The organism is Curtobacterium flaccumfaciens, from assembly GCF_051548005.1.
GTDB lineage: Bacteria > Actinomycetota > Actinomycetes > Actinomycetales > Microbacteriaceae > Curtobacterium.
In genome coordinates this window covers 1-25,008 of record NZ_JBPUGH010000032.1, presented here as the reverse complement: position 1 = coordinate 25,008, position 25,008 = coordinate 1, and the positions used below count along the sequence as shown (strand labels likewise).

Annotated in this window: 22 protein-coding genes and 2 rRNA genes; 18 read left to right on the top strand and 6 right to left on the bottom strand. The window is 70.3% G+C overall.

From position 1 onward, the window contains the following. The 11 genes from ACSW7Y_RS06235 to ACSW7Y_RS06185 all read left to right on the top strand — a co-directional run. A 23S ribosomal RNA gene (locus ACSW7Y_RS06235) occupies window positions 1-404 on the top strand; the annotation flags it as partial. A 137-nt stretch (window positions 405-541) separates the two neighbouring features. Further along, window positions 542-658: ribosomal RNA gene (rrf, locus tag ACSW7Y_RS06230) — 5S ribosomal RNA — on the top strand. A gap of 1,210 nt (window positions 659-1,868) precedes the next feature. Then, a complete protein-coding gene (locus ACSW7Y_RS06225; RefSeq protein WP_438125453.1) occupies window positions 1,869-2,708 on the top strand; it encodes a hypothetical protein in 840 nt (279 codons plus the stop codon). A gap of 52 nt (window positions 2,709-2,760) precedes the next feature. After that, window positions 2,761-3,732 carry an HAD-IIA family hydrolase gene (locus ACSW7Y_RS06220; RefSeq protein ID WP_438125455.1) on the top strand — a complete coding sequence of 324 codons (972 nt, stop codon included), beginning with the start codon at window positions 2,761-2,763 and terminating at the stop codon, window positions 3,730-3,732. A gap of 10 nt (window positions 3,733-3,742) precedes the next feature. Beyond that, window positions 3,743-3,970 (top strand): hypothetical protein, encoded by a 228-nt coding sequence (locus ACSW7Y_RS06215; RefSeq protein ID WP_438125452.1) that lies wholly within the window; start codon window positions 3,743-3,745, stop codon window positions 3,968-3,970. Further along, on the top strand, window positions 3,963-4,802 hold the full coding sequence (locus tag ACSW7Y_RS06210; protein WP_438125451.1) for a TlyA family RNA methyltransferase: 840 nt from the start codon (window positions 3,963-3,965) through the stop codon (window positions 4,800-4,802). Before ACSW7Y_RS06215 ends, ACSW7Y_RS06210 begins: the two co-directional genes overlap by 8 nt. Further along, a complete protein-coding gene (locus ACSW7Y_RS06205; RefSeq protein ID WP_438125450.1) occupies window positions 4,799-5,725 on the top strand; it encodes an NAD kinase in 927 nt (308 codons plus the stop codon). The genes ACSW7Y_RS06210 and ACSW7Y_RS06205 overlap by 4 nt, the downstream gene beginning before the upstream one ends. Then, window positions 5,722-7,416, top strand: a complete 1,695-nt coding sequence (gene recN, locus ACSW7Y_RS06200) for a DNA repair protein RecN (RefSeq protein WP_438125449.1) — start codon at window positions 5,722-5,724, stop codon at window positions 7,414-7,416. Before ACSW7Y_RS06205 ends, recN begins: the two co-directional genes overlap by 4 nt. A 186-nt stretch (window positions 7,417-7,602) precedes the next feature. Continuing rightward, a complete protein-coding gene (locus ACSW7Y_RS06195) occupies window positions 7,603-9,312 on the top strand; it encodes a CTP synthase (RefSeq protein WP_438125448.1) in 1,710 nt (569 codons plus the stop codon). Window positions 9,313-9,482: 170 nt separating this feature from the next. Further along, a complete protein-coding gene (locus ACSW7Y_RS06190) occupies window positions 9,483-10,052 on the top strand; it encodes an NUDIX domain-containing protein (protein ID WP_438125447.1) in 570 nt (189 codons plus the stop codon). A 27-nt stretch (window positions 10,053-10,079) separates the two neighbouring features. Continuing rightward, the gene (locus ACSW7Y_RS06185; protein ID WP_438125454.1) at window positions 10,080-11,048 is read left to right on the top strand and encodes a site-specific tyrosine recombinase XerD; all 969 of its coding nucleotides are present in this window, start codon (window positions 10,080-10,082) and stop codon (window positions 11,046-11,048) included. A 173-nt stretch (window positions 11,049-11,221) separates the two neighbouring features. On the opposite strand, the gene ACSW7Y_RS06180 is transcribed toward ACSW7Y_RS06185, so the two are convergent. From ACSW7Y_RS06180 to ACSW7Y_RS06170, 3 genes are all read right to left on the bottom strand, one after another. Beyond that, window positions 11,222-11,668, bottom strand: coding sequence for a DUF2510 domain-containing protein (locus ACSW7Y_RS06180; RefSeq protein WP_438125446.1), 447 nt, complete (start codon window positions 11,666-11,668; stop codon window positions 11,222-11,224). A 340-nt stretch (window positions 11,669-12,008) separates the two neighbouring features. Beyond that, window positions 12,009-13,649 (bottom strand): DUF6119 family protein, encoded by a 1,641-nt coding sequence (locus tag ACSW7Y_RS06175; RefSeq protein WP_438125445.1) that lies wholly within the window; start codon window positions 13,647-13,649, stop codon window positions 12,009-12,011. Between the two features lie 205 nt (window positions 13,650-13,854). Beyond that, window positions 13,855-14,886 carry an LLM class flavin-dependent oxidoreductase gene (locus ACSW7Y_RS06170; protein WP_438125444.1) on the bottom strand — a complete coding sequence of 344 codons (1,032 nt, stop codon included), beginning with the start codon at window positions 14,884-14,886 and terminating at the stop codon, window positions 13,855-13,857. Between the two features lie 139 nt (window positions 14,887-15,025). Between ACSW7Y_RS06170 and ACSW7Y_RS06165 the strand changes: the two genes are divergently transcribed. After that, entirely contained in the window at window positions 15,026-15,358 is a 333-nt protein-coding gene (locus ACSW7Y_RS06165; protein WP_438125443.1) for a TraR/DksA family transcriptional regulator, read from the top strand. Window positions 15,359-15,489: 131 nt separating this feature from the next. Beyond that, window positions 15,490-15,954: a TIGR02611 family protein gene (locus ACSW7Y_RS06160; protein ID WP_438125442.1), complete on the top strand. Its 465-nt coding sequence runs from the start codon at window positions 15,490-15,492 to the stop codon at window positions 15,952-15,954. Window positions 15,955-15,973: 19 nt separating this feature from the next. Here the strand turns inward: ACSW7Y_RS06160 and ACSW7Y_RS06155 are convergent, their stop codons facing one another. After that, entirely contained in the window at window positions 15,974-17,248 is a 1,275-nt protein-coding gene (locus ACSW7Y_RS06155; RefSeq protein ID WP_438125441.1) for an MFS transporter, read from the bottom strand. 100 nt (window positions 17,249-17,348) lie between these two features. On the opposite strand from ACSW7Y_RS06155, the gene ACSW7Y_RS06150 reads away from it, so the two are divergent. Together ACSW7Y_RS06150 and ACSW7Y_RS06145 are read left to right on the top strand one after the other, a co-directional pair. Continuing rightward, window positions 17,349-17,714: an ArsR/SmtB family transcription factor gene (locus ACSW7Y_RS06150; RefSeq protein WP_290133813.1), complete on the top strand. Its 366-nt coding sequence runs from the start codon at window positions 17,349-17,351 to the stop codon at window positions 17,712-17,714. Then, window positions 17,711-19,366, top strand: a complete 1,656-nt coding sequence (locus ACSW7Y_RS06145; protein WP_438125440.1) for a DUF7059 domain-containing protein — start codon at window positions 17,711-17,713, stop codon at window positions 19,364-19,366. Before ACSW7Y_RS06150 ends, ACSW7Y_RS06145 begins: the two co-directional genes overlap by 4 nt. A 52-nt stretch (window positions 19,367-19,418) precedes the next feature. Here ACSW7Y_RS06145 and ACSW7Y_RS06140 read toward each other — a convergent pair whose 3' ends face one another. Next, window positions 19,419-20,282: an NAD-dependent epimerase/dehydratase family protein gene (locus tag ACSW7Y_RS06140; RefSeq protein WP_400415488.1), complete on the bottom strand. Its 864-nt coding sequence runs from the start codon at window positions 20,280-20,282 to the stop codon at window positions 19,419-19,421. Window positions 20,283-20,462: 180 nt separating this feature from the next. Here ACSW7Y_RS06140 and ACSW7Y_RS06135 point away from each other — a divergent pair, with 180 nt between their 5' ends. After that, the gene (locus tag ACSW7Y_RS06135; RefSeq protein ID WP_438125439.1) at window positions 20,463-22,181 is read left to right on the top strand and encodes an AMP-binding protein; all 1,719 of its coding nucleotides are present in this window, start codon (window positions 20,463-20,465) and stop codon (window positions 22,179-22,181) included. Here ACSW7Y_RS06135 and ACSW7Y_RS06130 read toward each other — a convergent pair. Continuing rightward, window positions 22,171-22,770, bottom strand: coding sequence for a TetR/AcrR family transcriptional regulator (locus ACSW7Y_RS06130; RefSeq protein ID WP_438125438.1), 600 nt, complete (start codon window positions 22,768-22,770; stop codon window positions 22,171-22,173). The genes ACSW7Y_RS06135 and ACSW7Y_RS06130 overlap by 11 nt on opposite strands. A 132-nt stretch (window positions 22,771-22,902) precedes the next feature. Here ACSW7Y_RS06130 and ACSW7Y_RS06125 point away from each other — a divergent pair, with 132 nt between their 5' ends. Both ACSW7Y_RS06125 and ACSW7Y_RS06120 read left to right on the top strand, forming a co-directional pair. Next, window positions 22,903-24,171, top strand: a complete 1,269-nt coding sequence (locus tag ACSW7Y_RS06125; RefSeq protein ID WP_438125437.1) for an MFS transporter — start codon at window positions 22,903-22,905, stop codon at window positions 24,169-24,171. A gap of 31 nt (window positions 24,172-24,202) precedes the next feature. Further along, window positions 24,203-25,008: glycoside hydrolase family 3 protein (locus ACSW7Y_RS06120; protein ID WP_438125436.1), on the top strand; the 806-nt coding region annotated here is incomplete at its 3' end.

The window sequence follows — 25,008 nt, the reverse complement described above, 5'->3', positions numbered from 1 at the left end:
GATGTCGGCTCGTCGCATCCTGGGGCTGGAGTAGGTCCCAAGGGTTGGGCTGTTCGCCCATTAAAGCGGTACGCGAGCTGGGTTTAGAACGTCGTGAGACAGTTCGGTCCCTATCCGCTGCGCGCGTTGGAAATTTGAGAAGATCTATCCCTAGTACGAGAGGACCGGGATGGACGAACCTCTGGTGTGTCAGTTGTTCTGCCAAGGGCACCGCTGATTAGCTACGTTCGGACCGGATAACCGCTGAAAGCATCTAAGCGGGAAGCCGTCTTCGAGATGAGATTTCCATGCACCTTGAGTGTGAGAGGCTCCCAGCAGACTACTGGGTTGATAGGCCGGATGTGGAAGCGGGGACTAACGACCCGTGGAGCTGACCGGTACTAATAAGCCGAAGACTTGACAACACAACTATTTCCGTGACCTTCGGGACACGGGCTCGCGTCCACTTTGTGGTTCCCGACAGACGATCGGGAACAAGAAACTGAACACCGCGCATGCGCGGAACAGCGTTCGAACTTCCAAGCGATTGGGTCGAAGGTGTTCCGGTGGTCATAGCGAGAGGGAAACGCCCGGTCACATTCCGAACCCGGAAGCTAAGCCTCTCAGCGCCGATGGTACTGCAAGGGGGACCTTGTGGGAGAGTAGGACGCCGCCGGACTTATTTTGCAAGAATGACGTGGCCACTGGCCCTCCGTCGAGAGCAGGGGAAACCCATCTCTCGCGAGGGCCGGTGGCCATTTCTGTTTGTGGCGTCCGCTCGTCTCGACGCGCGGCTCGGTTCGTGATGGACTGGGCGTGTGTCGTGCTCGTGGACGGCACACAACGACAACGACACAGTGGACGACAGCTCGGGAAACCGGGCGCGCAGACGAGGAGCGACGGTGGCGAACGACGACGAACAGCGACGAGACGGCGAAGGCCGATCGGATCGGCCGCGTCGAGACGGAGACCGTGGGCCTCGTCGTGACGGCGCCCAGGGCGGTCGCTGGTCGTCCGGCCCGCGGGACTTCGAACGCCGCGAGGGCGATCGCCGCGGCGGGGGTGAGCGCCGCGAGGGCGGTCGTCCGTTCCGTGACGGTCCGCAGCGTGGCGACCGGCCGGCGTGGCGGGGCGAACGGGGCGATGCGGGCCGTCCACCTCGGGGCGATGGTCCGCGTGGCGCCGGCGGTCCGCAGCGTGATGGTGACCGTGCCTACCGCGGTGGGTCTGATCGTCCGCAGCGTGATGGTGACCGTGCGCACCGCGGCGGCTCCGACCGCCCGTTCCGTGCTGATCGTCCGCAGCGTGATGGCGACCGTCCCTACCGTGGTGGGTCCGACCGTCCGTTCCGTGGTGGGTCGGACCGTCCGCAGCGTGACGGAGACCGTTCGTACCGGGGTGGGTCCGATCGTCCGCAGCGTGATGGGGATCGTCCGTACCGCGGCGGCTCCGACCGCCCCTACCGTGGTGGGTCGGATCGTCCGTTCCGTGGTGGTTCTGACCGCCCGCAGCGTGATGGGGACCGTCCGTACCGTGGTGGGTCGGATCGTCCGTTCCGTGGTGGGCCCGACCGCCCGCAGCGTGATGGGGACCGTCCCTACCGTGGTGGGTCGGCCCGCCCGGGTCGCGACGGGGATCGTCCGTTCCGTTCTGACCGCCCGGCTCGTGACGGCGACCGTCCCGAGCGCCGCGACGGCGGCCGCCCGTTCCGCGGGGATTCCGACCGTCCTCGCCGCGACGGAGGGGAAGAGCGCCGTCGTTTCGGGGACGGCTCGCGTCATGCCGGTGCTCGCTTCGGCGAGGCTGCCCGCGACGACTGGGAGGACCGCGACCCGTACGGAACGAAGTCGATCCGACCCCGCCACGACGACCCGGAGATCCCGGACGGTGTGCAGGCGCGTGACCTCGACCCCGCTGCGCGAGCAGAGCTCAAGACCCTCAGCAAGGACAACGCGGACTGGGTGGCGAAGCACCTCGTCTCGGCAGCGCTCCTCGTGGACACCGATCCCGAGACGGCGAACCAGCACGCGCTGAGCGCCGCGCGTCGCGCCGGCCGGGTGGCCGTGGTCCGGGAGACGGCCGCGATCACCGCGTACCGCCTCGGCGACTTCGCCACGGCGCTGCGCGAGCTCCGGACCTACCGGCGCATCGCGGGGAAGAACGACCAGCTGCCGATGATGGTCGACTGCGAGCGTGGCCTCGGTCGGCCGGAGCGTGCGCTCGAGCTCGGCCGGTCGGTGGACCGCGCGGCCCTCGACACACCGGTGCAGGTGGAGCTCGCCATCGCGATGTCCGGCGCGCGCCTCGACCTGGGCAATCCACAGGCCGCGCTCGGGGAGCTGGAGATTCCACAGCTCGACCCGTCCACGGCCTACAGCTGGTCCCCGGCGCTCTACAGTGCTTACGCGGCCACGCTCGAGGAGCTCGGTCGTCAGGACGAGGCCGACGAGTGGTGGGCCCGTGTCGATCACGCGACCGCGGCGTTGGCCGAGGCCGCTGACGAAGATGCTTGGGAGACGATTGATGTGGTCGAGGAAGCGATCGAGGACGAAGGACAGCGAGAGGACGACGCCGAGCAGCTCGACGAGCCCGCAGTCGAGCAGGACGCCGACGACGAGCTCGAGCCTGCCGACGAGCCCGCCCCCCTCGACGAGCCCGGCCCCGCAGACGAACCCGGAGAGATCGACGACGACAACCCCGTCGACGTCGACGGCTCCGCAGCCGACTGACACGGCTCCGCAGCCGACCGACACCCCGGTTCCGCCCACGCACGGCGTCGACCTGGTCCTGACCGACCTCGACGGCGTCGTGTACCGCGGGCGGAACGCGATCCCGTACGCGGTGGAGGAGCTCACCCGAGCCTCCCTCGCGGCGCGGGTCGGGTACATCACGAACAACGCGTCACGACGTCCGGTCGACGTCGCCGAGCACCTCGAGGCGTTCGGCCTCGAGGTCGTCGCGGACGACGTCGTGACCTCCTCGCAGGCCGGCGCCCGACTGCTCTCGACGCTCGTTCCGGCCGGATCCACGATCCTCGTGACCGGTGGACTCGGCCTCACGAGCATCGTCGAGGAGGCGGGGTTCACCGTCACGAACAGTGCCGAGGACCGACCGGCAGCGGTCATCCAGGGCTTCTCGCCCGACCTCGGGTGGAAGGAACTCGCCGAGGCGTCCTTCGCACTCGCGGATCCGGACGTGCCGTGGGTCGCGACGAACATGGACTGGTCGATCCCCGTCGAACGCGGGATCGCGCCGGGCAACGGCACGCTCGTGTCCGCCGTGCACCAGGCCGTCGGCCGGATGCCGGTCGTCGCCGGCAAGCCCGAGCGTCCGATCTTCGACGCGGCCCTCGCCCGGTTCGGCGGCGAGCACCCGCTCTTCATCGGCGATCGACTCGACACCGACATCAAGGGCGCGAACGACGCCGGGATCCCGAGTGTCCTCGTGCTGACCGGGATCGACCAGGCGAAGCAGGTCCTCGCGGCGGACCCGAAGTCGAGGCCGGACTACATCCTCGGTGACCTCCGCGGGCTCTCGGCCCCCTACCCGGTGACGATCCGGCGCGAGGACGAGGACGGCACCCGGTACGTCACGGTCGGCGAAGCGACGGTCGCGATGCGCGGTCACGTCGTCCGGGTGCTGGACGACGGGGACGACCTCGACCGGCTGCGTGCTGGTGCGACGATCATCTGGGAGTCGGGCCTGGCGATCTACGGTCTCGACGTGGACCCGAAGCTGTACGGCGGCGAGTAGCGTGACGGACGTGCCGAACGAGGACCGCCCGACGCCGTCGCTGCCCGGCGACGCCCCGGCACGGCCGAAGCCCGGTGGCGCCGCGGTCGCTCCCGTGTCCGACCAGGACCACGACGACTTCGCTGCGCGCACGGCGGCGGCGGAGGGCCTCGACCTCGCGGACCGAGCGGACGCCTTCGCGGCGCTCCACGACGAACTGCGCACCCGGCTCGAGAGCGGCGGCACGACGAGTGCCTGAGTCCGCCGGAGCACCCGAGGGCGCTCGCGGTGGTCCCGTCCGCCTCGACGCCCTCGTCGCCGAACGCGGACTCGCGCGGTCGCGCACGGCGGCGGCGAAGCTCATCCAGGACGGGCGCGTCACCGTCGCCGGGACGGCGGTCGTCAAGCCGTCGCACCCCACCCGAGCGGACGCCGCGATCGTCGTCGACGCCGGTGACGAGTGGGTCTCCCGTGCTGCGGTGAAGCTCGTCGGCGCCCTCGACGCCTTCGACATCGACCCTGCCGACCGAGTGGCGCTGGACGTCGGGGCGAGCACGGGCGGCTTCACGCAGGTTCTCCTCGCCCGTGGTGCGCGACGGGTCGTCGCCCTCGACGTCGGACACGGCCAGCTCGACCCCGTGGTCGCCCTCGACGACCGTGTCGCCGTGGTCGAGGGGTGCAATGCGCGCAACCTCACCGCCGAGTCCTACGCCGCCCTCGATCCCGCAGCGGCCGAGACGACGCTCGTGGTGGGCGATCTGTCGTTCATCTCGCTCCGGATCGTGCTGCCCGTGCTCGCTGCCGCGGTGCCGTCCGACGACTTCGTGCTCCTCGTGAAGCCGCAGTTCGAGGTCGGCCGCGGTGGTGTGCGGGAGGGCATCGTGCGTGACCCCGGGCTGCGCAACGACGCGCTGATGAACGTGCTCTGGTCGGCCTGGGACGCGGGCCTCGGGACGTCCGGGCTCGCGGCCTCGCCGATCGTCGGCACCCACGGGAACCACGAGTACCTCGCGCGCTTCCAGCGTGGTGTCGGTACCAATCCGACAGAATGGATCGACCGGGCGACGAGCCTGGCGGAAGGGGTGGCATGAGCGACGAACGGCACATCCTGCTCGTCTCGCACACGGGGCGGCAGGACTCCATCGACGCCGCGGTCGAGGTCTGTGACATCCTGCACGCCGCTGGCCTCAACCCGGTGATGCCGTTCGACGAGTACGCCGACGTCCGACGGGCCGAGGCATCGGTTGGGCAGGTCGACATCCTCGGAGTGGACGTGCAGGCGGACCAGCTCGAGATCGTCATCGTGCTCGGCGGCGACGGGACCATCCTCCGAGCAGCAGAACTCGTCCGCGGGACCCGCGCTGCGATCGTCGGGGTGAACCTGGGTCACGTCGGGTTCCTGGCCGAGAGCGAGCGGCCCGACCTCGAGGAGACGGTGCAGCGGACGCTCCGCGGGGACTACCACGTCGAGGAGCGTGTGGCGCTGCAGGTCGACGTCGTCGTCGGGCAGGAGACCGTCTACTCGTCCTGGGCGCTGAACGAGGCCACCATCGAGAAGGCGTCGCGCGAACGCATGCTCGAGGTCGTGACCGAGGTCGACGGTCGTCCGCTGTCCTCCTTCGGCTGCGACGGTGTGGTCATCTCGACGCCGACCGGCTCCACGGCGTACTCGTTCTCCGGCGGCGGCCCGATCGTCTGGCCGGACGTCGACGCGATCCTCATGGTGCCCCTCAGCGCGCACGCCCTGTTCTCCCGCCCCATCGTCGTGGGCCCGGACTGCACCCTCGCGGTCGAGGTGCTCCGTCGGACGAGCGGTGTCGGCGTGTTGTGGTGCGACGGCCGTCGGGCGCACGACCTGCCGCCGGGAGCCCGCGTCGAGGTGCACCGGTCGTCCGAGCCGGTCCGCGTCGCGCGGCTCAAGGACGCCCCGTTCACCGACCGCTTGGTGGCCAAGTTCCGCCTGCCCGTCACCGGCTGGCGCGGCCCACAGCGCGACGACGAGGTCGACCGGTGATCGAGGAGATCTCGATCACCGACCTCGGGGTGATCGGCGAGACCACGCTCGAACTCGGCCCCGGGTTCACCGTCGTGACCGGCGAGACCGGCGCCGGGAAGACGATGATCGTCACGGCGCTCGGTCTCCTGCTCGGGGCCCGCGCCGATGCGGGTGCCGTCCGTCGAGGCGCGTCGTCCGCGGTCGTCGAAGGACGCTGGCACGTGCCCGACCACGATGCGGTCGCCGAACGCGTCGAGGACGCCGGGGGCGCCGTCGAGGACGGCGAGCTGATCCTCACCCGCACCGTCTCGGCCGAGGGTCGCAGTCGCGCGACGGTGGGCGGTCGCAGTGCCCCGGTCGCGGTGCTCGGGGAACTCGCCGACCAGCTCGTCACCGTGCACGGCCAGTCCGACCAGATCCGGCTCACCTCGGCGGCCGCACAGCGCGCTGCTCTCGACGGCTTCGGCGGCCCGAAGCTGCAGAAGGCCTTCGACGCCTACGTCGCCGCGTACGACGCGTGGCAGCAGCACGCGGGCGAGCTCGAGACCCTGACCCGTGACCGCGACGACCGGGTCGCGGAGGCCGAACGGATCCGCGCAGCCTCCGACGAGATCGAGGCGGCCGACCCGCAGCCGGGCGAGGACGCCGAACTCGCCGAACGTGCCGAACGGTTGGGCAACCTCGAGGAACTCCGGCTGTCGGCCGGCCTCGCGCACGAAGCGCTGTCGAGCGAGTCGCTCGAGGGTGCTCCGGACGTCGTCGGTCTGGTGGAGTCGGCTCGCCGCGCGATCGAGCGCGTCGCGGCCTCGGACGCCGCGCTGCAGCCCGTGCTCGAGCAGCTGACGGAGCTCAGCATCCAGGCGACGGAGGCCTCGGCGAGCCTGTCGAGCTACCTCGGGTCGCTCGAACCCGACGCCGGGCACGACCTCGAACTCATCAACGAACGACGCGCACTGCTCGCCGGACTCACCCGCAAGTACGGCGAGACCGTCGACGACGTCATCGCGTACGGCCAGCGAGCGGGCGAACGACTCCTGGAACTCGACGGCGACGACGACCGGATCGCCGCGCTGCAGCAGGCGGTCGAGCAGGACGAACAACGCCTCGCGGACGCCGCCGCGGACCTGACGAGCGCGCGCACGAAGGCCGCGGTCGACCTCGCGAAGCGCGTGACCGCCGAACTGAAGTCGCTCGCGATGGCAGGCGCCACCCTCGTGGTCGAGGTCACCGACGCGGGCGAGTACCGCCGGCACGGTCGCGACCAGGTGGCGATCCTGCTGCAGCCGCACTCCGGCACCGATCCGCGACCGATCGGCAAGGGCGCGTCCGGCGGTGAGCTCTCGCGCGTGATGCTCGCGATCGAGGTCGTCATGGCCGGCAGCACCACGGTCCCGACGTTCGTCTTCGACGAGGTCGACGCCGGTGTCGGCGGGGCGGCGGCGATCGAGATCGGACGCCGACTGGCGCAGCTCGCGGAGCGGACGCAGGTGATCGTCGTGACGCACCTCGCGCAGGTCGCCGCGTTCGCGAACAACCACCTCAACGTCGTGAAGGACGCGAGCGGTGCGGTCACCTCGTCGAGCGTGCGGCGCCTCGACGGCGAGGAGCGACTGCAGGAGATGGCGCGGCTGCTCTCCGGTCTCGGGGACAGCGCGAGCGGCATGGAGCACGCCCGCGAGCTCCTCGAGGTCGCCGGCCAGTCCGCCTGACATCCGTCCACTCGGTAGGTGCGCGCGCGGTCAGTGCCCGCCTTCCGGAGGGAGGCGGGCACGAGGCGCGACCCCGCGACGCCGGGCGCGCCACCAGGCGGGCGGAGCACCGGGCACCCACCCGCGCAACGCCCGCGGCGAACGCGGGTCGCGCCTCCCGTCCGAACTGACGTAAGATGGAAGCCCGTGGCGGACACTTACAGCGGCGGAACACAATCTTCGAACCAGACCCCGAAGGTGACGAAGCAGATCTTCGTGACCGGCGGGGTCGTCTCGTCTCTCGGCAAGGGCCTGACGGCGGCCAGCCTCGGCAACCTGCTCACGGCGCGCGGCCTCAAGGTCGTCATGCAGAAGCTCGATCCGTACCTCAACGTGGACCCGGGCACGATGAACCCGTTCCAGCACGGCGAGGTCTTCGTGACCGACGACGGCGCCGAGACCGACCTCGACATCGGGCACTACGAGCGCTTCCTCGACATCAACCTCTCGCAGGCGGCGAACGTCACGACCGGGCAGGTCTACTCGAGCGTCATCGCCAAGGAGCGTCGGGGCGAGTACCTCGGCGACACGGTCCAGGTCATCCCGCACATCACCGACGAGATCAAGCGTCGTATGCGCGAGCAGGCCGAGAACGACCCGCAGCCCGACGTGATCATCACCGAGGTCGGTGGCACCGTCGGTGACATCGAGTCGCAGCCGTTCATCGAGTCGGCGCGTCAGGTGCGCCACGAGCTCGGCCGGAACAACGTCTTCTTCGTGCACGTCTCGCTCGTGCCGTTCATGAACGCCTCCGGCGAGCAGAAGACCAAGCCGACGCAGCACTCCGTCGCGCAGCTCCGCTCGATCGGCATCCAGCCGGACGCGCTCGTCCTCCGCAGCGACCGGCCCGTGTCGGACGCGAACAAGCGCAAGATCGCCCTCATGTGCGACGTTGACGAGGACGCCGTGGTCAACGCCGTCGACGTGCCGTCGATCTACGACCTCCCGGGGCTGCTGCACGACCAGGGCCTCGACCAGGTCATCATCGACGCCCTCCGCCTCGAGGCGCACGACGTCGACTGGTCGGCGTGGAAGCCGGTCCTCGACGCGGTGCACGAGCCGAAGAAGGAGGTCACGATCGCCCTCGTCGGCAAGTACATCGACCTCCCGGACGCGTACCTCTCGGTCACCGAGGCGCTGCGGGCGGGCGGGTTCGCCCACAACGCCCGCGTGAAGCTCAAGTGGGTCGTGTCCGACGACTGCACCACGCCCGAGGGTGCCGCGAAGCACCTCGGCGACGTCGACGGCATCTGCGTCCCGGGTGGCTTCGGCGTGCGCGGCATCGAGGGCAAGCTCGGCGCACTCCGCTTCGCGCGTGAGCAGGGCATCCCGACGCTGGGCCTCTGCCTCGGCCTGCAGTGCATGGTCATCGAGTACGCCCGGCACGAGGCCGGGCTGACCGACGCGTCGAGCACCGAGTTCGACCCGGAGACCACGACGCCGGTCATCGCGACGATGGCCGAGCAGGTCGACATCATCGCGGGCGGCGACCTCGGCGGGACCATGCGCCTCGGCCTCTACCCCGCGCACTTCACCGAGGGGTCGCTCGCGGCCGAGCTCTACGGTGCCACGGAAGCATCGGAGCGGCACCGTCACCGCTACGAGGTCAACAACCACTACCGCCAGCAGATCGCGGACGCCGGCCTCGTGTTCTCGGGCACGTCGCCCGACGGCACGCTCGTCGAGTACGTGGAGCTGCCGCGCGAGGTGCACCCGTTCTACATCGCCACGCAGGCGCACCCGGAGCTCCGGTCGCGTCCGACGAACGCGCACCCGCTGTTCGCCGGGCTGGTCGGTGCCGCGATCGAGCGTGCGGGTGCCTCGAGCCTGTTCGACCCGCAGGAGTCGGCTGCCTGACGCGACCGAGATGCGGCCGGGAGGCGCGATGCCGGCTGGCACCGCGCCTCCGGTCCGTCTGTGGGTCTCGTCGCTGACGGGCGGAACCAGGTTCTGGACACAGCACCACGGAGAAGCGCGGTGCTGTGTCCAGAACCTGGTTCCCGCGCGCGCGTGCTTGGATTGAGGACGTGACCGACGCACCCATCGCAGACGAGCCCACCTCCTTCGACGTCACCGAGTCCGAGGTCGTGTACGAGGGCGTCGTCTGGAACGTGAAGCGAGACACCGTCGCCTACGGGGACGGCTCGATGGTGCGCGAGTACATCGACCACACCGGCGCGGTCGCGGTCTACGCAGAGGACGACGAGGGGCGCGTCCTCGTCATCCAGCAGTACCGGCACCCGGTGCGGGTACGCGACTGGGAACTGCCCGCCGGGCTCCTCGACCACCCGGGCGAAGACCACCTCGCGGCCGCGAAGCGCGAGCTCGCCGAAGAGGCCGACGTCGAGGCCGACGAGTGGGAGCACCTCGTCACCTACAACACGTCCTCGGGCGGCAGCGACGAGTTCCTCGAGATCTACCGCGCCCGAGGCATCCGAGCCGCCGCTTCGGCGTTCGCGCGCGAGGCTGAAGAGGCGGACATCGTGAAGCGCTGGGTGCCACGCGCCGAGCTGGTCGAGGCGATCCTCGACGGTCGGCTGCACAACTCCGGGTTGGTCGTGGCGGTCCTCGCCGCCGACGCCGCTGCCCGTCGGTAGCGTGCCGGTCGCCACGGTGGCCAGGTGATCGCGCTCGACCAGGCCACGGAGACGTACCTGCGGCACGTCGCGATCGAGCGTGGGCTGTCGCAGCACACGGTGGCCGCGTACCGACGAGACCTCGCGGTGTTCGCGGCGTGGTTGTCGGATGCTCCGGTGGTCGACTCCGCGGGCGCCGACCGAGCCGGGGGAGCCGCCGCCGTCGACGACGTCGGACGCCTGGCTCGGGCGGACGTCGCCGGGTTCGTGGAGCACCTCGCCACCCGGTCGGATCCGCTCGCGCCACGGTCGATCGCGCGGATGCTCAGTTCGGTGCGGTCCTTCACGGCGTTCGCGGCGGGCGAGGGGTGGCTGCCGCTCGACCCCGGTACCGCGGTCCGTCCGCCGAAGGCCCCGATGCGACTGCCGAAGGCGATCTCCGTGCACGACATGGAGCGGCTGCTCGGCGCCGTCGTCGGGGACGATCCCGTGCAGCTGCGGGACCGGGCGCTGCTCGAGCTGCTCTACGCCACGGGGGCGCGCATCTCCGAGGCCGTGGGGCTGTCGGTGGACGACGTGCAGTCGGACGACGGGGACGGGGTCGCTGTCGTGCGGGTGACGGGCAAGGGGAACAAGCAGCGCATCGTGCCGCTCGGCAGCTTCGCCCATGCAGCCATCGACGCGTACCTCGTCCGGGCGCGGCCGGTGTTCGCGGCCCGGGGGCCGTCGACGCCGGCGCTGTTCCTCGGTGCCCGCGGGGCACGGTTGTCACGGCAGAGTGCGTGGCTCGTGATCCAGGCGGCTGCGGCCGCGGCGGGTCTCGAGGCGCACGTGTCGCCGCACACGTTCCGGCACTCGTTCGCGACGCACCTGCTCGAGGGCGGAGCGGACGTGCGTGTCGTGCAGGAGCTGCTCGGGCACGCGAGCGTCGCGACGACGCAGATCTACACGATGGTGACGGCGGACATGCTGCGGGACGTGTACCAGACGGCGCATCCGCGGGCGCGGCGGGGGTAGGGCGGGCGCGTCGCGGATCCGTGGTGGCCGGAGCGGTGTCGAACCTCGGGAGCGACATCGAACCGACCGAGCACGGTGGTTCGATGTCGCCTTCGCGGTTCGATGGGCGGGGCGGGGCGCGGGGCGCGGCGAGACGCGGGGGGAGGGGCGGAGCGGGAGTGGGGCGCGCGGCGTCAGAACAGGCGGAACTGCGCCGACGCGGCGACGGCAGCGGTGGCCACCGCGACGACTATGGCGCTCGCCGCGATGCTCCGTGAGAGCACCCGCCACCGGCCGGTCGCCCGGGGAGCGAGCACGGCGATCGACCCGATCGCCAACGCGGCCGCGCTGGCGAGCCCGAGCGGGTTCCAGACCGCTGAGAGCGCCGCGGCCAGGGCGGCGACGACGGTCAGCACGCAGAGCCGTCGGACGCTCCCTGCGTCGGACGCCCACGGGCGCGTCCTGATCGCCGCGGTACCGACGGAGAACGAGGGCCCGACGGGCGCGACCACCACGGGCACGATCGGCTCCGTCCGGGTCGGCAGGGCACGGGTCGCCTCGGCCCAGGTACGCCCGTCCCACCAGCGCAGTCGCGTTGCGTCCTGCGGATCGGGGAACCAGCCGGCGGCCGGGAGCGTCACGGGGTCCTCCTCGAGGAGACGGAGCGCGGATGTGCCCCTCGACGCTACGGCGCGGTGCCCGCACGACACAGCCCCAGCCCGGGTGTCGGCGACATGGGGGACCGCTGCGCCCGGGCGGGGACCTCTGCGCTCAGGCGGGGACCGCTGCGCTCGGGCGGGGACCGCTGCGCTCAGGCGGGGACGGGTGCCGCGTCCACCTCCGTGAAGACGTCCTTCACCGCGGCGAGCAGCCGGGCGTTGAAGTCGACGCCGAGCTGGTTCGGCACGGATCAGATGCAGCCAGCTAGTGCGTCGGTACAACGAGCGCTACGTCAGCGCTCAACTGGGCCCCGTGCAGACGTCACCCGAATTTGACCGATTCCTTTGGCTTCCGCGCTTTTCGCGGCTTCTCGCGCGACTCCCCGACGTACTCGTCAGCAACAAGGTAAACCGTTGTTGCGGTCTTTCTGCCCGCAAGTGATCGTATCGCCCGACGTAAGCTGATCCGGGAAAAGAGAGGTAGAGCGCTTGATCGGAGTGCTAGGTCGTTCTTGGTAACGATCACGTACTCCACAGCAAAGCTACGGTGATCAAGAGGCTTGATATCAAACTCGGGGGAGCGATCAAGTATCAGCGCACTCAAAATCTCACGGGCTTCTGGTTCGCCATTCAGCAAATCGACTGAATTCGCGCCCTGACTGAAAAGGTGACTAAGGGCGGACGCTTTCACTCCGAGCTTCACGTGCGTGAGTACCAGTAAGCCGTTCTCTACACGGATGACATCGCAGGGCTCGACCTGCTTTTCTCCGGCGGGGCTTGTGTCGGTCGTGTCCAGGAGTACTGATCCGACCCAGTGCGGCACGAGTTGATCACGGTTGTACTCAGATTCCAGATGAACTTCTCGGGGAGGAAGGGGGGTATCAGAGAAATACTCATCGAGATCCGTCGTTAGTCTCGCCAAGTAATCCGCATCAACCTGATACCAGGTACCTTCGCTCAGGTGAAAGACGCCGTCGAAACCGTTCAGCGTCACTTCAAATACTGTGCAACGGTAGATTGAGTAGCTAGCCCTCTCGAAGCCTGTATCACTTAACACGCGAAGACGATGTGATCGCAAGCTCTCAAGGGTGAGTTCCGAGACGCTTCTGCCATTGCTGGTCAAATAGTCGTAATAGTCAAAGAGTGACGCGTCCGTGTAGAGATCGCTGCGACCCGCTCCCGAATACGTTATTTCGAAGTCCTGCTGAAAATCAACAAGTTCGGGTATGGTCAGAGTCACATGGTCGTCGTTGATCCGGATGGCGTCGACAAGTGCATCATTCAACCGGTTGAGGGTGCTTGGGTCTGCTACGGGTTGAATGTTATTAGCTGCTGGAAACGCTTCCAGATACACCGTCTTGTTGTACACGGAATAGATCTCATCAAGCAGAGGTGTCAGTTCGGCAATGGGTTTCTTGCTGCTAACGCGCAGATTGTTTGCGCCCGTCGCGTGGGTAAATAGGTCCGCATACTCCGGTCTTATGGCGCCGGTCAAAGAGCGGAGTACGGAGCTATTTCCGTCGAAGTCAAAGTAGGTGAGGTCGGCGTGTTCGGGTAGCTGCGTACGACGCCTGCGAGAAGTTGCCGGGTCCAACTCGTCCGTGTTGCGGATCTCAGACGGCTCAACTGCGTTGAGAGTTGTCCGCAACCCGAAGTCGTACTCATAGGCCTCGTCTCTCAGCGAGTGCCGCGTTTGACCAAAGGTGAGTGCGAAGGTCCGGCCAGAAGTTGTGACAAAGACCATTGCGCCGGCAAAGCCCTGTTTGATGGTCTCCGCGACGGAGAAGTATGCAGTCCACCAAGGTGGCTTAGGCGCGTTCGTCTTGATGAAAACCGGCCACTTGTGTGCGCTACTCGATTCGAGTTTGGCCTCTACGAGATCGTGATCCGGCTTGAGTGCATCTTCGGGCTCCGTAAAGCCCGGTTTCAAAAGGAAGATAGAGAAATCGCGGGCTTTGGCCAAAGTTCTACCCCGATTGATCGATGGTGCTGGCGCGGACTCTCGTTGTCCGTTCGGCAGCTTCGTACGATCAAGACCGTAGCTCGGTCGGTCGCCATCGTCGCACAGGACACGATCTTAAGTCGCTTTCGGAGGTGCCGACCCACTCAGAAGGCTGTACTGACATGCGGTCGGCGGTCACCGCGACGACGTGACCTAACGGCGCGTATCAGGTGACGTCCGCGGTCGCGTCGACTTCCGCCATGATCGCCTTGACCGCTGCGAGCTGCGATGCACACCAAGCAACCCCGAGCTGGTTCGGCACGGTGACGAGGACGATGTCGGCAGCACGGACGGCCCGGTCGGCGGCGAGCTCCGCGACGAGCTCCTCGGGCGACCCGATGTACGAGCGGCCGAAGCGGGCGAGCCCGCCGTCGAGGTGTCCGACCTGGTCCTGTCCCTCGACCTGCGCCCGGACGCCGAAGTAGTGGCGGGACTCGTCGTCGATGATCGGGATGATGCTCCGCGAGACCGAGACCCGCGGGGTCCGCTCCCAGCCCATCGACTCCCAGGTCGTCCGGAAGCGCTCGATCTGCTCGGCCTGGAGCTCGTCGAACGGCACGCCGGTGTCCTCGGTGAGGAGCGTCGACGACATGAGGTTCATGCCCTGCTCGGCGGTCCACTCCGCGGTGGCGCGGGTGCCGGCACCCCACCAGATGCGGTCCGGCAGCGTGTCGGAGAGCGGGAAGACCGGCAGCGACCCGGCCATCCCGGTCATCTGCGGGTTCGCGTTCGCCATCGGCTCGCCGGCGATCGCCCGGCGGAAGACGCTCGTGTGCGCCCGGGCGAGGTCCGCGCCGTTCGGGTCGCCGGCGTCGGGGACGTATCCGAACTGCTGGTAACCGGCGAGAGCGGTCTCGGGTGACCCACGGGAGACGCCGAGCTGCAGCCGTCCTCCGGAGATGAGGTCGGTCGCGGCGGCCTCCTCGGCCATGTAGAGCGGGTTCTCGTAGCGCATGTCGATGACGCCGGTGCCGATCTCGATGCGGCTGGTCCGGGCGGCGATCGCGGACAGGAGCGGGAACGGTGCAGCCTGCTGCGGGGCGAAGTGGTGCACCCGGAAGTAGGCGCCGTCCACCCCGGCTTCCTCGGCGGCGACGGCGAGGTCGACCGCCTGGACGAGGGCCTCGCGCGCGCTGCGCACCTTCGACCCCGGCACGTCGCGCCAGTGTCCGAACGACAGGAACCCGATCTTGGTCATGTCGATGAGAACGCATCCGAGCGGGCGTCCATTCCGCGACGACGCCCGATCACGGCGGACCGCACAGGCCCGGACGACGGCGGGCGGCGGTGGCCCGGACGGCGGCGGCCGGCGATGGTCGGGACTACCGTGGTCCGCCATGGACGACCCCCGCGCCGCACTCACCGCCGAGCGTCTCCGGAACGAACGCCTGCTGGCCGGCGTCGAGCAGAGCATGCGGGACGTCAGCGACGCCCGGCAGGACGCCAACTCCGACGACGAGCACGACCCCGAGGGTGCGACCCTCGCGTGGGAGCGCGGTTCGCTCGGCGCGGTGCGGGACGACGCCCGTGAGCGGATCCGGCTGGTGGACGCCGCGCTCGCGCGGCTCGACGCCGGGACCTACGGCCGCTGCGCGGTCGGTGGGGAGCCGATCCCGGAGGCGCGCCTGGCTGCCGTCCCGTGGGCGGCGACGTGCGTCGCGCACGCGTGACGAGCCTCCAGGCCGCGTCGGGCCGGTACCGGGGACCGACACGATCCGGCCGGGAGGCGCGTGGTGCGCCGTCCAGGTCCCTGCCGTCCACCACGGCGCAGTTTCCCAGCCGCGGCCCCTACCGTGCCGACATGGACCGCACACCCGACGAGCGACCCGGCGCTGCCGAGCAGACCCCCGGCGCTGTCGAGGCCTCGGAGGCGCGGCGCCACCGCTTCCAGTGGTTCCGTGACCTCCGTGCGTGGATCCACGCCCGTCCGCACGTGCACCTCGTCTACAAGGTGCTCGTCGGGGTCGTCGGCGGCCTGGTGGTCGTCATCGGCCTGATCCTCGTGCCGCTGCCGGGCCCGGGGTGGCTCGTGGTGTTCATCGGACTGACGATCCTCGCGAGCGAGTTCCACTTCTTCCACCGGATCATCACGTGGCTCCGGGCACAACTCCACCGCTTCTGGGACTGGGCGAAGACCCGCGGCCCGAAGTGGCTGCGCAACATCGCGGACCGGGGCAAGGCGGACGTCGACGCCGCCCACGCGGACGCGCACCGGAACATGGGCATGCAGTCCCGCGCAACGAAGCACCCGCGCCCCGGTCACTGAACCGGCGCCGCACGCCCGCTCAGTCGGCCGCCGCGGCACCCCGCTCGGGGCAGGTCCGGACGGACCCGGTGGCGGTGCGCTCGACGACCTCGGCGGCCTGCTCCTCGACCTCAGCCCGTCGGGTCGACGCGAGCTGGAGGACGAGGGCGGTCGCGGCGGCGAGGACGATGAACGCCCCGTAGCCGGCGAGCACCGGCACGAAGCCGAACGCCGGCTCGACGAGACCCGCCACGACGGCAGGGACGCCGAAGGCCAGGTAGCTCACGATGTAGATCGTCGACAGCAGTCCGGCACGGTGCGTCGGGGCGGCGGTCGCGAGCAGCATCCGGAGCGGCGCCTGGAACCCGGCACCGAACCCGATGCCGGCGATCGCGCTCCCGACGACGAGGCCGGGCAGCGAGTGCGCGAACACGAACGACACGGTGACCACCGGGCCGACGATGAGCGCGACGAGCCCGAGGAGCAGGCTGCGGCGGGTGTCGAGCCGCTGGATCGCGAGACCGGTGAGCCCGCCGACCCCGGTCACCACGGCGATGAGGGCTCCGGCGGCGAAGTGGTCCCGGATGCCGAACACCGCGCCGAGTGCCGAGGGCACGAGGGAGAGGAAGAGTCCACCGAGGGCCCAGCTCGCCACGAGGGCGCCGGCGACGCTGCGGAAGAGTGCTCGCGAGGCGCGGGGCACCGACACGGTCGGTCGGAGCGACCGGAGCGCGCCCGGTCGGCGGGTGACCCGCTCGGGGACGACGACGAGGGCGATCACGAGGACGAGCAGCAGCGCACCGAACACCACGTAGACGAGCTGTTCGGGCGCGGGACCCCACTCGACGAGGGCGCCGCTCGACAGCGCGCCGGTCGCGAGGGCGAACGGCGGGACGGCGCCGTTGAGGACGCCAGCGAGCGACGGGAAGCGCCCGAGCGAGTGGTCGATGAGCGCGGCCCCGAGGGCACCGATGAGGAGGCCGACCGCGACGCCCTGGACGATCCGGTCGAGGATCAGCGCACCGAGCCCGTCGGCCCGCGTGAAGAGGACGAGGGAGACCACGAGCAGCAGACCACCCGCGAAGAGCACGGGCTTCCGGCCGACGTGGTCCGACAGGCGTCCGGCGACGAGCATCGTGACGAGGAGTCCGGCGACGTAGATCGCGAACACCGCGGTGAGCATGAGCGGGGTGAGGTGCCACTCGGCCGCGTAGACGGGGTAGATGGGCGACGGCACCGAGGAGGACGCCATCGCGGCGAGGAGCACCGCGGCGAGGATCCAGAACCCGGCGACCGAGCGAGCTGACTGCTGCATGAGCACCCTTCCGAGGAGGTCTTGTACGACTGCATTCGTACCGCAGTCGCCTGTACGACGCAAGTCGTACAGCGAGGTGAACGGTGCTACCGTCTCGTGCATGCCCGCCAACGTCGATGCCCCGGAGCGGCTGCCCCAGCCGACCGTCGCCGAGATGGACCTGCCCGTCGTGCTCGACGCCCTGAGCGACCCGATCCGCCTCGCCATCCTGCACCGGTACCTGATCGACGCCGCCGGCGGGGTGCGGAGCTGCGGCTGGGTCGGCATCGACCGGCCGAAGTCGACGCTGACGCACCACTTCCGGGTCCTGCGCGAGGCCGGGCTGCTCGAACAGCACCAGGAGGGCCTCGTCCGGTCGAGTCGCGTGCGGTTCGACGACGTGCAGCAGCGGTTCCCCGGACTGCTCGACCTCGTCGCGGCGTGGGAGGTCCCGGCGGCCCTCATGCGCGAGGACGTCGCCCCGTGACCCCGGCCGCTCGACCGGCGCACCGGCTGCCCGCGATCGCGACCGAACCCGCAGCGGTCGCCGCGATCGCCGCAGACCTCGAGGCCGCCGGCTTCACCGTCGAACGGCTCGACTCGCTGTGGGGGACCGAGGCCGCGGCGTCGCTCCACCGTGGATCACGCGTGGCGGCGCTGCGTGCACTGGCGTCGCGGGAGTCGTCACCGCTCGCCACCCTCGCCACGCTCTTCGTCCTCGGGCTGCCGGTGTCGCGGGCACACGCGGACGCTGCGTTCCCGTCGGCGGGCGTCGACCGGGTCGTCGCCGCCGGGCTGCTGCGGAGCGACACGGCACCCGAGACCGACACCGACGAGGCCGACACCGACGAGGCCGACACCGACGACTCCGGCCTGCCGCTCGACCCCGCCGATGCGCTCGTCCACCCCACGGTCGACCTCCGGCCCTACGCGTTCGTCGACGACCTCGGCGCCGGCAGCTGGTGGATCGTCTCGGACCTCGGCGAGCTCGCACTCGGCACGGCACTGGGGGAGGAGCACGTGCTCGGCATCGGCGGGGCCACCACCACGCTCTCCGGTCTGCAGGTGCCCGTCCGGGTCCGTCGGGTGCTCGACCTCGGCACCGGGTGCGGCATCCAGGCGATGCACGCCCGCCGGTTCGCCGACGAGGTCGTCGCCACCGACATCTCCCGCCGCGCGCTCGACATCGCTCGCTTCAACGTCGCGCTCAACGGGCTCGACGGGATCGAGTTCCGGCTCGGCTCCCTGTTCGAACCCGTCGCCGGTGAACGCTTCGACCGGATCGTCTCGAACCCGCCGTTCGTCATCACGCCCCGCCGCGAAGGCGTCCCGTCCTACGAGTACCGCGACGGCGGCATGGTGGGCGACGCCCTCGTCGAGACCGTCCTGCGCGGCCTGGGCGAGCACCTCGCACCGGGCGGCACGGCGCAGCTCCTCGGCAACTGGGAGTACCGCTGGGGCTCCGATGGACTCGACCGGGTGCGGTCCTGGTTCGCGGACTCCGACCTCGACGCCTGGGTGGTCGAGCGGGAGCGCGAGGACCCGCCCGCCTACGCCGAGACCTGGATCCGCGACGGCGGGACGAAGCCCGGCAGCGCCGAGTTCGACGACCTGGTGGACGCCTGGCTCGACGACTTCCGCGACCGCCGTGTCACCGGCGTCGGCTTCGGGTACGTCGTCGTGCGACGGCCGGCGACCCCGGACGAGCGGCCGGGAGGCGCGCCCCGCCTCCGCCGCTTCGAGCGCGTCCCCGAGACGCTCGGCTCCAACCCCGCGGGGCTCGGCGCGACCGTCGCTCGCGTCCTCGACGCGGCCGACTGGCTCGCCGCTCACGACGACGAAGCGCTCGGCGCCGCGCACCTGCGCGTTGCCGGTGACGTCACCGAGGAACGGTACTACTGGCCGGGCAACGACGACCCGACCGTGATGACGCTCGTGCAGGGCGGTGGGTTCGGACGCCGGGTGGACGCCGACACGGCGCTCGCCGCGTTCGTCGGCGCGTGCGACGGCGAGCTGTCGGTGCGGGCGATCACCGGTGCGATCGCGCAGATCACGGGTGTGGACGAGGACGCGCTCGTGGCCGACCTGCTGCCGCGAGCGCGCGACCTCGTCCTCGACGGACTCCTGCTGCCGGCCTGACCCCTCCGGGCGGCGCGTCTCGGGGCGGCCGCCCGGTGGGGCGCGACCGGGCTCAGCTGCGGTGGTCGCGCCAGCTGTGCTCGGGTGCGTAGCCGAGCAGCTCGCGGGCCTTCTCGCTCGAGAGCAGCGAGCTGACGCCGTCGATGTCGCTCCGGCGTTCGATGTCCGGGACGAACCGCTCGACGAGCTCGATCGTCGGGGTGTCCATGACGGTGTCGGGGCTCGCGATCACGAACGCCTCGAACCCCGTGAGGTCGGCCTCGAGGGCCCGCCGGACGGCCTGGGCGCCGTCGCGGGAGTCGATGTACGACCACAGGTTGAAGGTCTTCGCCTCCGGGGTCGCGTCCCACGGGAACGACGGGTAGTCGGTCTCGTCCATGACGTTCGAGAACCGCAGGCCGATCATCTTCAGCTCCGGGTCCCAGCGGGTGAAGTGGCGCGCCATCTCCTCCTCCACGGCCTTGCCGAGGGAGTACGACGACTGCGGGCGGACCGGGAACTCCTCGTCCACGGGCAGGTACGGCGGGTGGTGCTCGCCCATCGGGATGCCGAGCAGGGTCTCGCTCGACGCCCACACCACGTTCTTGATGCCGGCCTGGCGAGCGGCGTGGAAGACGTTGATCGACGACGTCACGTTGTTCGTGATGAGGGCCACGTCCGGCACCTGCCCCGGAGCGGGCACGGCGGCGAGGTGCACCACGGCGTCGACGTGGTCGTACCGGTCGTCCACCCCGAGCAGCACGTTCAGGACCTGGCCGTGGTCGGTGAGGTCGGTGCGGATGAACGGCACCCGCTCGGGCTTGTCGGGGGAGGGCACCCGGTCCACGAGCACCACGTCGTACCCGTGCTCGTCCAGGTGCCGGACCACGGCCCGTCCGAGCTTCCCGCTGCCTCCGGTGACCACCACGCGCGTCATCGCGTCTCCTCTTCGTCGAGTCTTGCGTACCCGCCCATCCTGCCCGGCGCGGGGTGGACGCAACCAGGCACGGGCGGTACCTGTCCGCTCGACGCTCCACGGGCCTCCCGGCCGGTGCGCGGCAGCGTGCCGCAGCCGCTCGGTCACCGACGGCGCAGCGTGATCGGGCATGATCGTACGGTGTCCTCCCCCGATGTGACCGCCGCCTTCCGCGCCGCCCGCGACCAGCTGCTCGCGGCCGACTCCGCTGAGCAGGCCCGTGCCGACTTCACCTGGCCCGACGTCGGCGAGACGTTCAACTGGGCGGACGACTGGTTCGACGTCATCGCCCGCGACAACGACCGCACCGCGCTCCACCTCGTCGACGCGGAGCACGACCGTCGTTTCAGCTACGCCGAGATGGCGGCGCGGTCCGACCGGCTCGCGGCGTTCCTGCACGCGCACGGCGTCCGAAAGGGCGACCACGTGCTCCTCATGCTCGGCAACCAGCTCGAGATCTGGGAGACGATGCTCGCGGTGATGAAGGTCGGTGCCGTGATCCTGCCGACGACCACGATGCTCGACACCGCCGACCTCCAGGACCGCGTCGACCGCGGATCCGTGGCGCACGTCGTGACGAACGCCTCGGAGACCACCAAGTTCGACGGCGTGCACAGTGACTTCTCGCGCATCGCCGTCGGGGACGCGGTCGACGGCTGGACGACCTACCCGACCGACCTCGGCGAGCCCGCCCCCGACGGCGAGGCCCGACCCGTGGTCCGCACCCTCGCGACCGACCCCTGCCTGGTCTACTTCACCTCGGGGACGACCTCGAAGCCGAAGATGGTCGTGCACTCGCAGACCTCGTACCCGGTCGGCCACCTCAGCACCATGCACTGGATCGGCGTCCGCCCGGGCGACGTGCACCTCGCGATCAGCTCGCCCGGCTGGGGCAAGCACGCGTGGAGCTGCTTCTTCGCGCCGTGGATCGCCGAGGCCACGATCTTCGTGCACGACACCCCGCGGTTCGACCCGGTGGCGCTGCTCGACGCACTCGACCGGCACGAGGTCACGTCGTTCTGCGCGCCGCCGACCGCCTGGCGGATGATGCTGCAGGGCGACCTCGGGGCACGGCCGCGGGCGCTCCGCGAGGTCGTTTCGGCGGGGGAGCCGCTCAACCCCGAGGTCATCTCGCGGGTCGCCGACGCCTGGGGCCTGACGATCCGCGACGGCTACGGCCAGACCGAGACCACGGCGATCATCGGCAACCCGCCCGGTGCTCCCGTGACCCCCGGGGCGATGGGCACCCCGCTGCCGGGCGTCGACGTCGTGCTGCTCGACCCCGTGACCGGCGAGCGGACCGACGAGGGCGAGGTGTGCCTCGACCTGACGCGCCGCCCGCTGAACCTCATGTCCGGCTACCTCGGCGACCCCGACCGGACCGAGGTCGCGATGCGCGACGGGTTCTTCCACACCGGGGACATCGCCTCGCGTGACGCCGACGGGCAGCTGACGTTCATCGGCCGGACCGACGACGTGTTCAAGTCCTTGGACTACAAGGTGTCGCCGTTCGAGGTCGAGAGCGCCCTGCTCCAGCACCCCGCCGTCGCCGAGAGCGCGGTCGTGCCCGCTCCCGACGCTGCACGGCTCAACATCGTCAAGGCGTACGTGACGCTCGCGGCGGGGTGGGACGCCGACGCGGACACCGCCCTGCAGGTCCTGCAGCACGCGCGGACGGCACTCCCCGCGTACGCCCGGGTCCGCCGCGTCGAGTTCGCGGAGCTGCCGAAGACGATCTCGGGCAAGATCCGCCGGGTCGAGCTGCGGGAGCGCGAGGAGCGGGCGGCCGCGGACGGTGTGCCCGTCGAGGGGGAGTGGCGCGAGGACGGGTTCCCCGAGCTGCGGTCCGTCAGTCGCTGACGCCGGCGGCGGCGGCCTGCGTCACGGCGAGCTGCGCGATCAGTTCCACGTGCGCGGCCATGTCCCGCGACGGGTCGTAGAGCCACTGGATCTGCATGCCGTCGGACACCGCGAGCATGATGCTCGCCAGGGCCTCGGTGTCGATGTCGGCCCGCAGACGTCCGGCGTCCTGCATCTCGCGGAGCTGGCCCGCCATAGTCGCCCGGCCCGTGTCGTACCGCTGTTGGAAGTACGCGTGCGCCGCGTGTTCCGGATCGGTCGCGGCCGCGGCGGACAGGTTCACGAACATCTGCACGAGACCCGGGACCTCGGCGTTGTGCCGCACCACCGCGGCGAGGAGCTCGGCCGGGTCCGACGCCTGCCAGTCGTGCGCGTCGTCGATGGCGTCGCGGCGCTTGAGCACCTCGACCCACAGCTCGTCCTTCGAGTCGAAGTAGTGCAGCAGTCCGGCCTGGGTGAGCCCCACGGCGTCGGCGATGTCCTTGATGCTGGTGCGGCGGAAGCCGTTGACGGCGACGAGGTCGAGCGCGATCGAGAGGATCTCCTCGCGCTTCGCGATGCCCTTTGCGTACGAACCCCGTCGTGCCATGCGGTGACCATACCGCTCGCAGCACCCGGGATAAACCAAGCGTAAGTAGGTTTTGGGTGCTACCGTGGACGCAGCCGCCGAGGAAGGCGTGCGAGTCACCGGCGCTGGTGGCGTACCCGGAAGAAGGACCCAGTGGCCAACGACGCCCTGACCATGGCCGACACCCCCACCGCAGTCGCACCGACGCGGGGCCGGGGCAACCCGCTGATGTACACGCTCGGCATGCCGATCGCGATGTTCGGCCTGTTCATCGCCCTCCTGCCGCCCGTGCTCGTCGCGATGGCGCTCAAGGTCGCGGAGATCGCGCCGCAGAACCAGGCCGGCGTGCTCGGCACCGCGCTCGGCATCGGCGCGTTCGCGGCGATGGTCGCCAACCCCCTGGCCGGTCGTCTGAGCGACCGGACCGCCGGGAGGCTCGGCATGCGTCGTCCGTGGATCATCGGTGGCACGGTGGTCGGCTTCGCAGCCCTCGTAGCCGTCGCGACGACGTCCTCCGTCGTCGTCCTCGTGGTCGCCTGGGGCGTCGCGCAGATCGCGTACAACGCCACGATCGCCGCACTCACCGCGGTGATGCCGGACCACGTCACCCGCTCGCAGCGCGGCCGCGTCGCCGCGCTCCTCGGGCTGGCGCAGAACCTCGCGCTCGTCGGCGGCACCTTCCTCGTGCAGCTCTTCTCGACCTCGGCCACGCAGATGATCGTCCCCGGGGCGATCGGCTCGGCCCTCGTCGTCCTCTACGCCGTGCTGTTCCGCGACCGCGTGCTCGTGAACCGCCCGACCACGAGGCTCGGCGTCGGGCAGCTCTTCGGCTCGTTCGTCTTCAACCCGGTCAAGCACCCGGACCTCGGCTGGGCGTGGCTCACCCGCTTCATGATGGTCGCCGCGCAGTACACCGCGGTGTCCTACCTGACGTACTTCCTGCGCGACGACATCGGGGTGGACGACGCGAACCTCGCGAACGCGGTCTTCCAGGGCACGCTCTGGAACGTCGTCGGCATCGTCCTCACCTCGCTCGTCGCGGGCTGGCTGTCCGACCGCCTCGGGCGCCGCAAGCTCTTCGTGGCGGTCGCCGGCGTCGTCGGGGTCGTGGGCCTCGTGCTCATCGCGCTCGCGCCGTCGCTGTCGATGGTGCTCGTCGGCGAGTTCGTCATGGGCGCCGGCATGGGTGTCTTCTACGCGGTCGACCTCGCGCTCATCACCGACGTGCTGCCGTCCGACCAGGACAACGCGAAGGACCTCGGCGTCGTGAACATCGCCCAGGCCCTCCCGCAGTCGATCGTCCCCGCCGCCGCCCCGGGCGTGATCGCCCTCACCGGCGGCTACAGCGGCTTCTTCATCACCGGAGCGGTGGTCGGCCTGCTCGGCATCGCCTCCGTCTCCCGCATCCGCGGCGTGCGCTGACGCCCGCCCACCCACGAAAGGACCGACCACCGTGACCATCGTGAACGAGACGACCCGTGCCTCCAGTCCGCTGGCCGAGCGCATCGAGGCGCTCCTCGACCAGCTGACCGTCGAGGAGAAGGTGCAGCTGCTCACCGGACGTGACTTCTGGACCACCTGGCCCATCGAGAAGATCGGGCTCCGCCGCATCCTCATGTCCGACGGGCCGTCCGGCGTCCGCGGCGAGGTGTGGGACGAGCGCGACCCGTCGCTCAACCTGCCGTCCGCCACCGCGCTGTCCGCGAGCTGGGACCGCGCGATCGCCAAGCGCTACGGCGCCGCGGCCGCGGTCGAGGCGCGGCGCAAGGGTGTCGACGTCGTGCTCGGCCCGACGATCAACCTGCACCGCTCGCCCCTCGGCGGTCGCCACTTCGAGGCGTTCAGCGAGGACCCCGTGCTCACCGCCGACCTGGCGGCCAGCTACGTCGAGGGTGTGCAGGAGAACGGCGTCGCCGCGACCCCGAAGCACTACATCGCGAACGACTACGAGACCGACCGCTTCACCGCCTCGACCGAGGTGTCCGACCGCGCCCTGCGCGAGCTCTACCTGCTCGCGTTCGAGAAGGCGGTCACCGAGGCGCACGCCTGGGCGATCATGTCGTCCTACAACGCGATCAACGGCGTGACCGCCTCGGAGAACGACCTGCTCGAGACACCGCTGAACTCGGAGTGGGGCTTCGACGGCATCGTCGTGTCCGACTGGACCGGCGTGCGCTCGGTCGACTCGGCGAGGGCGTCGCAGGACGTCGCGATGCCCGGGCCGAACCCGTGGTGGAGCGAGGGGCCGCTGCTCGACGC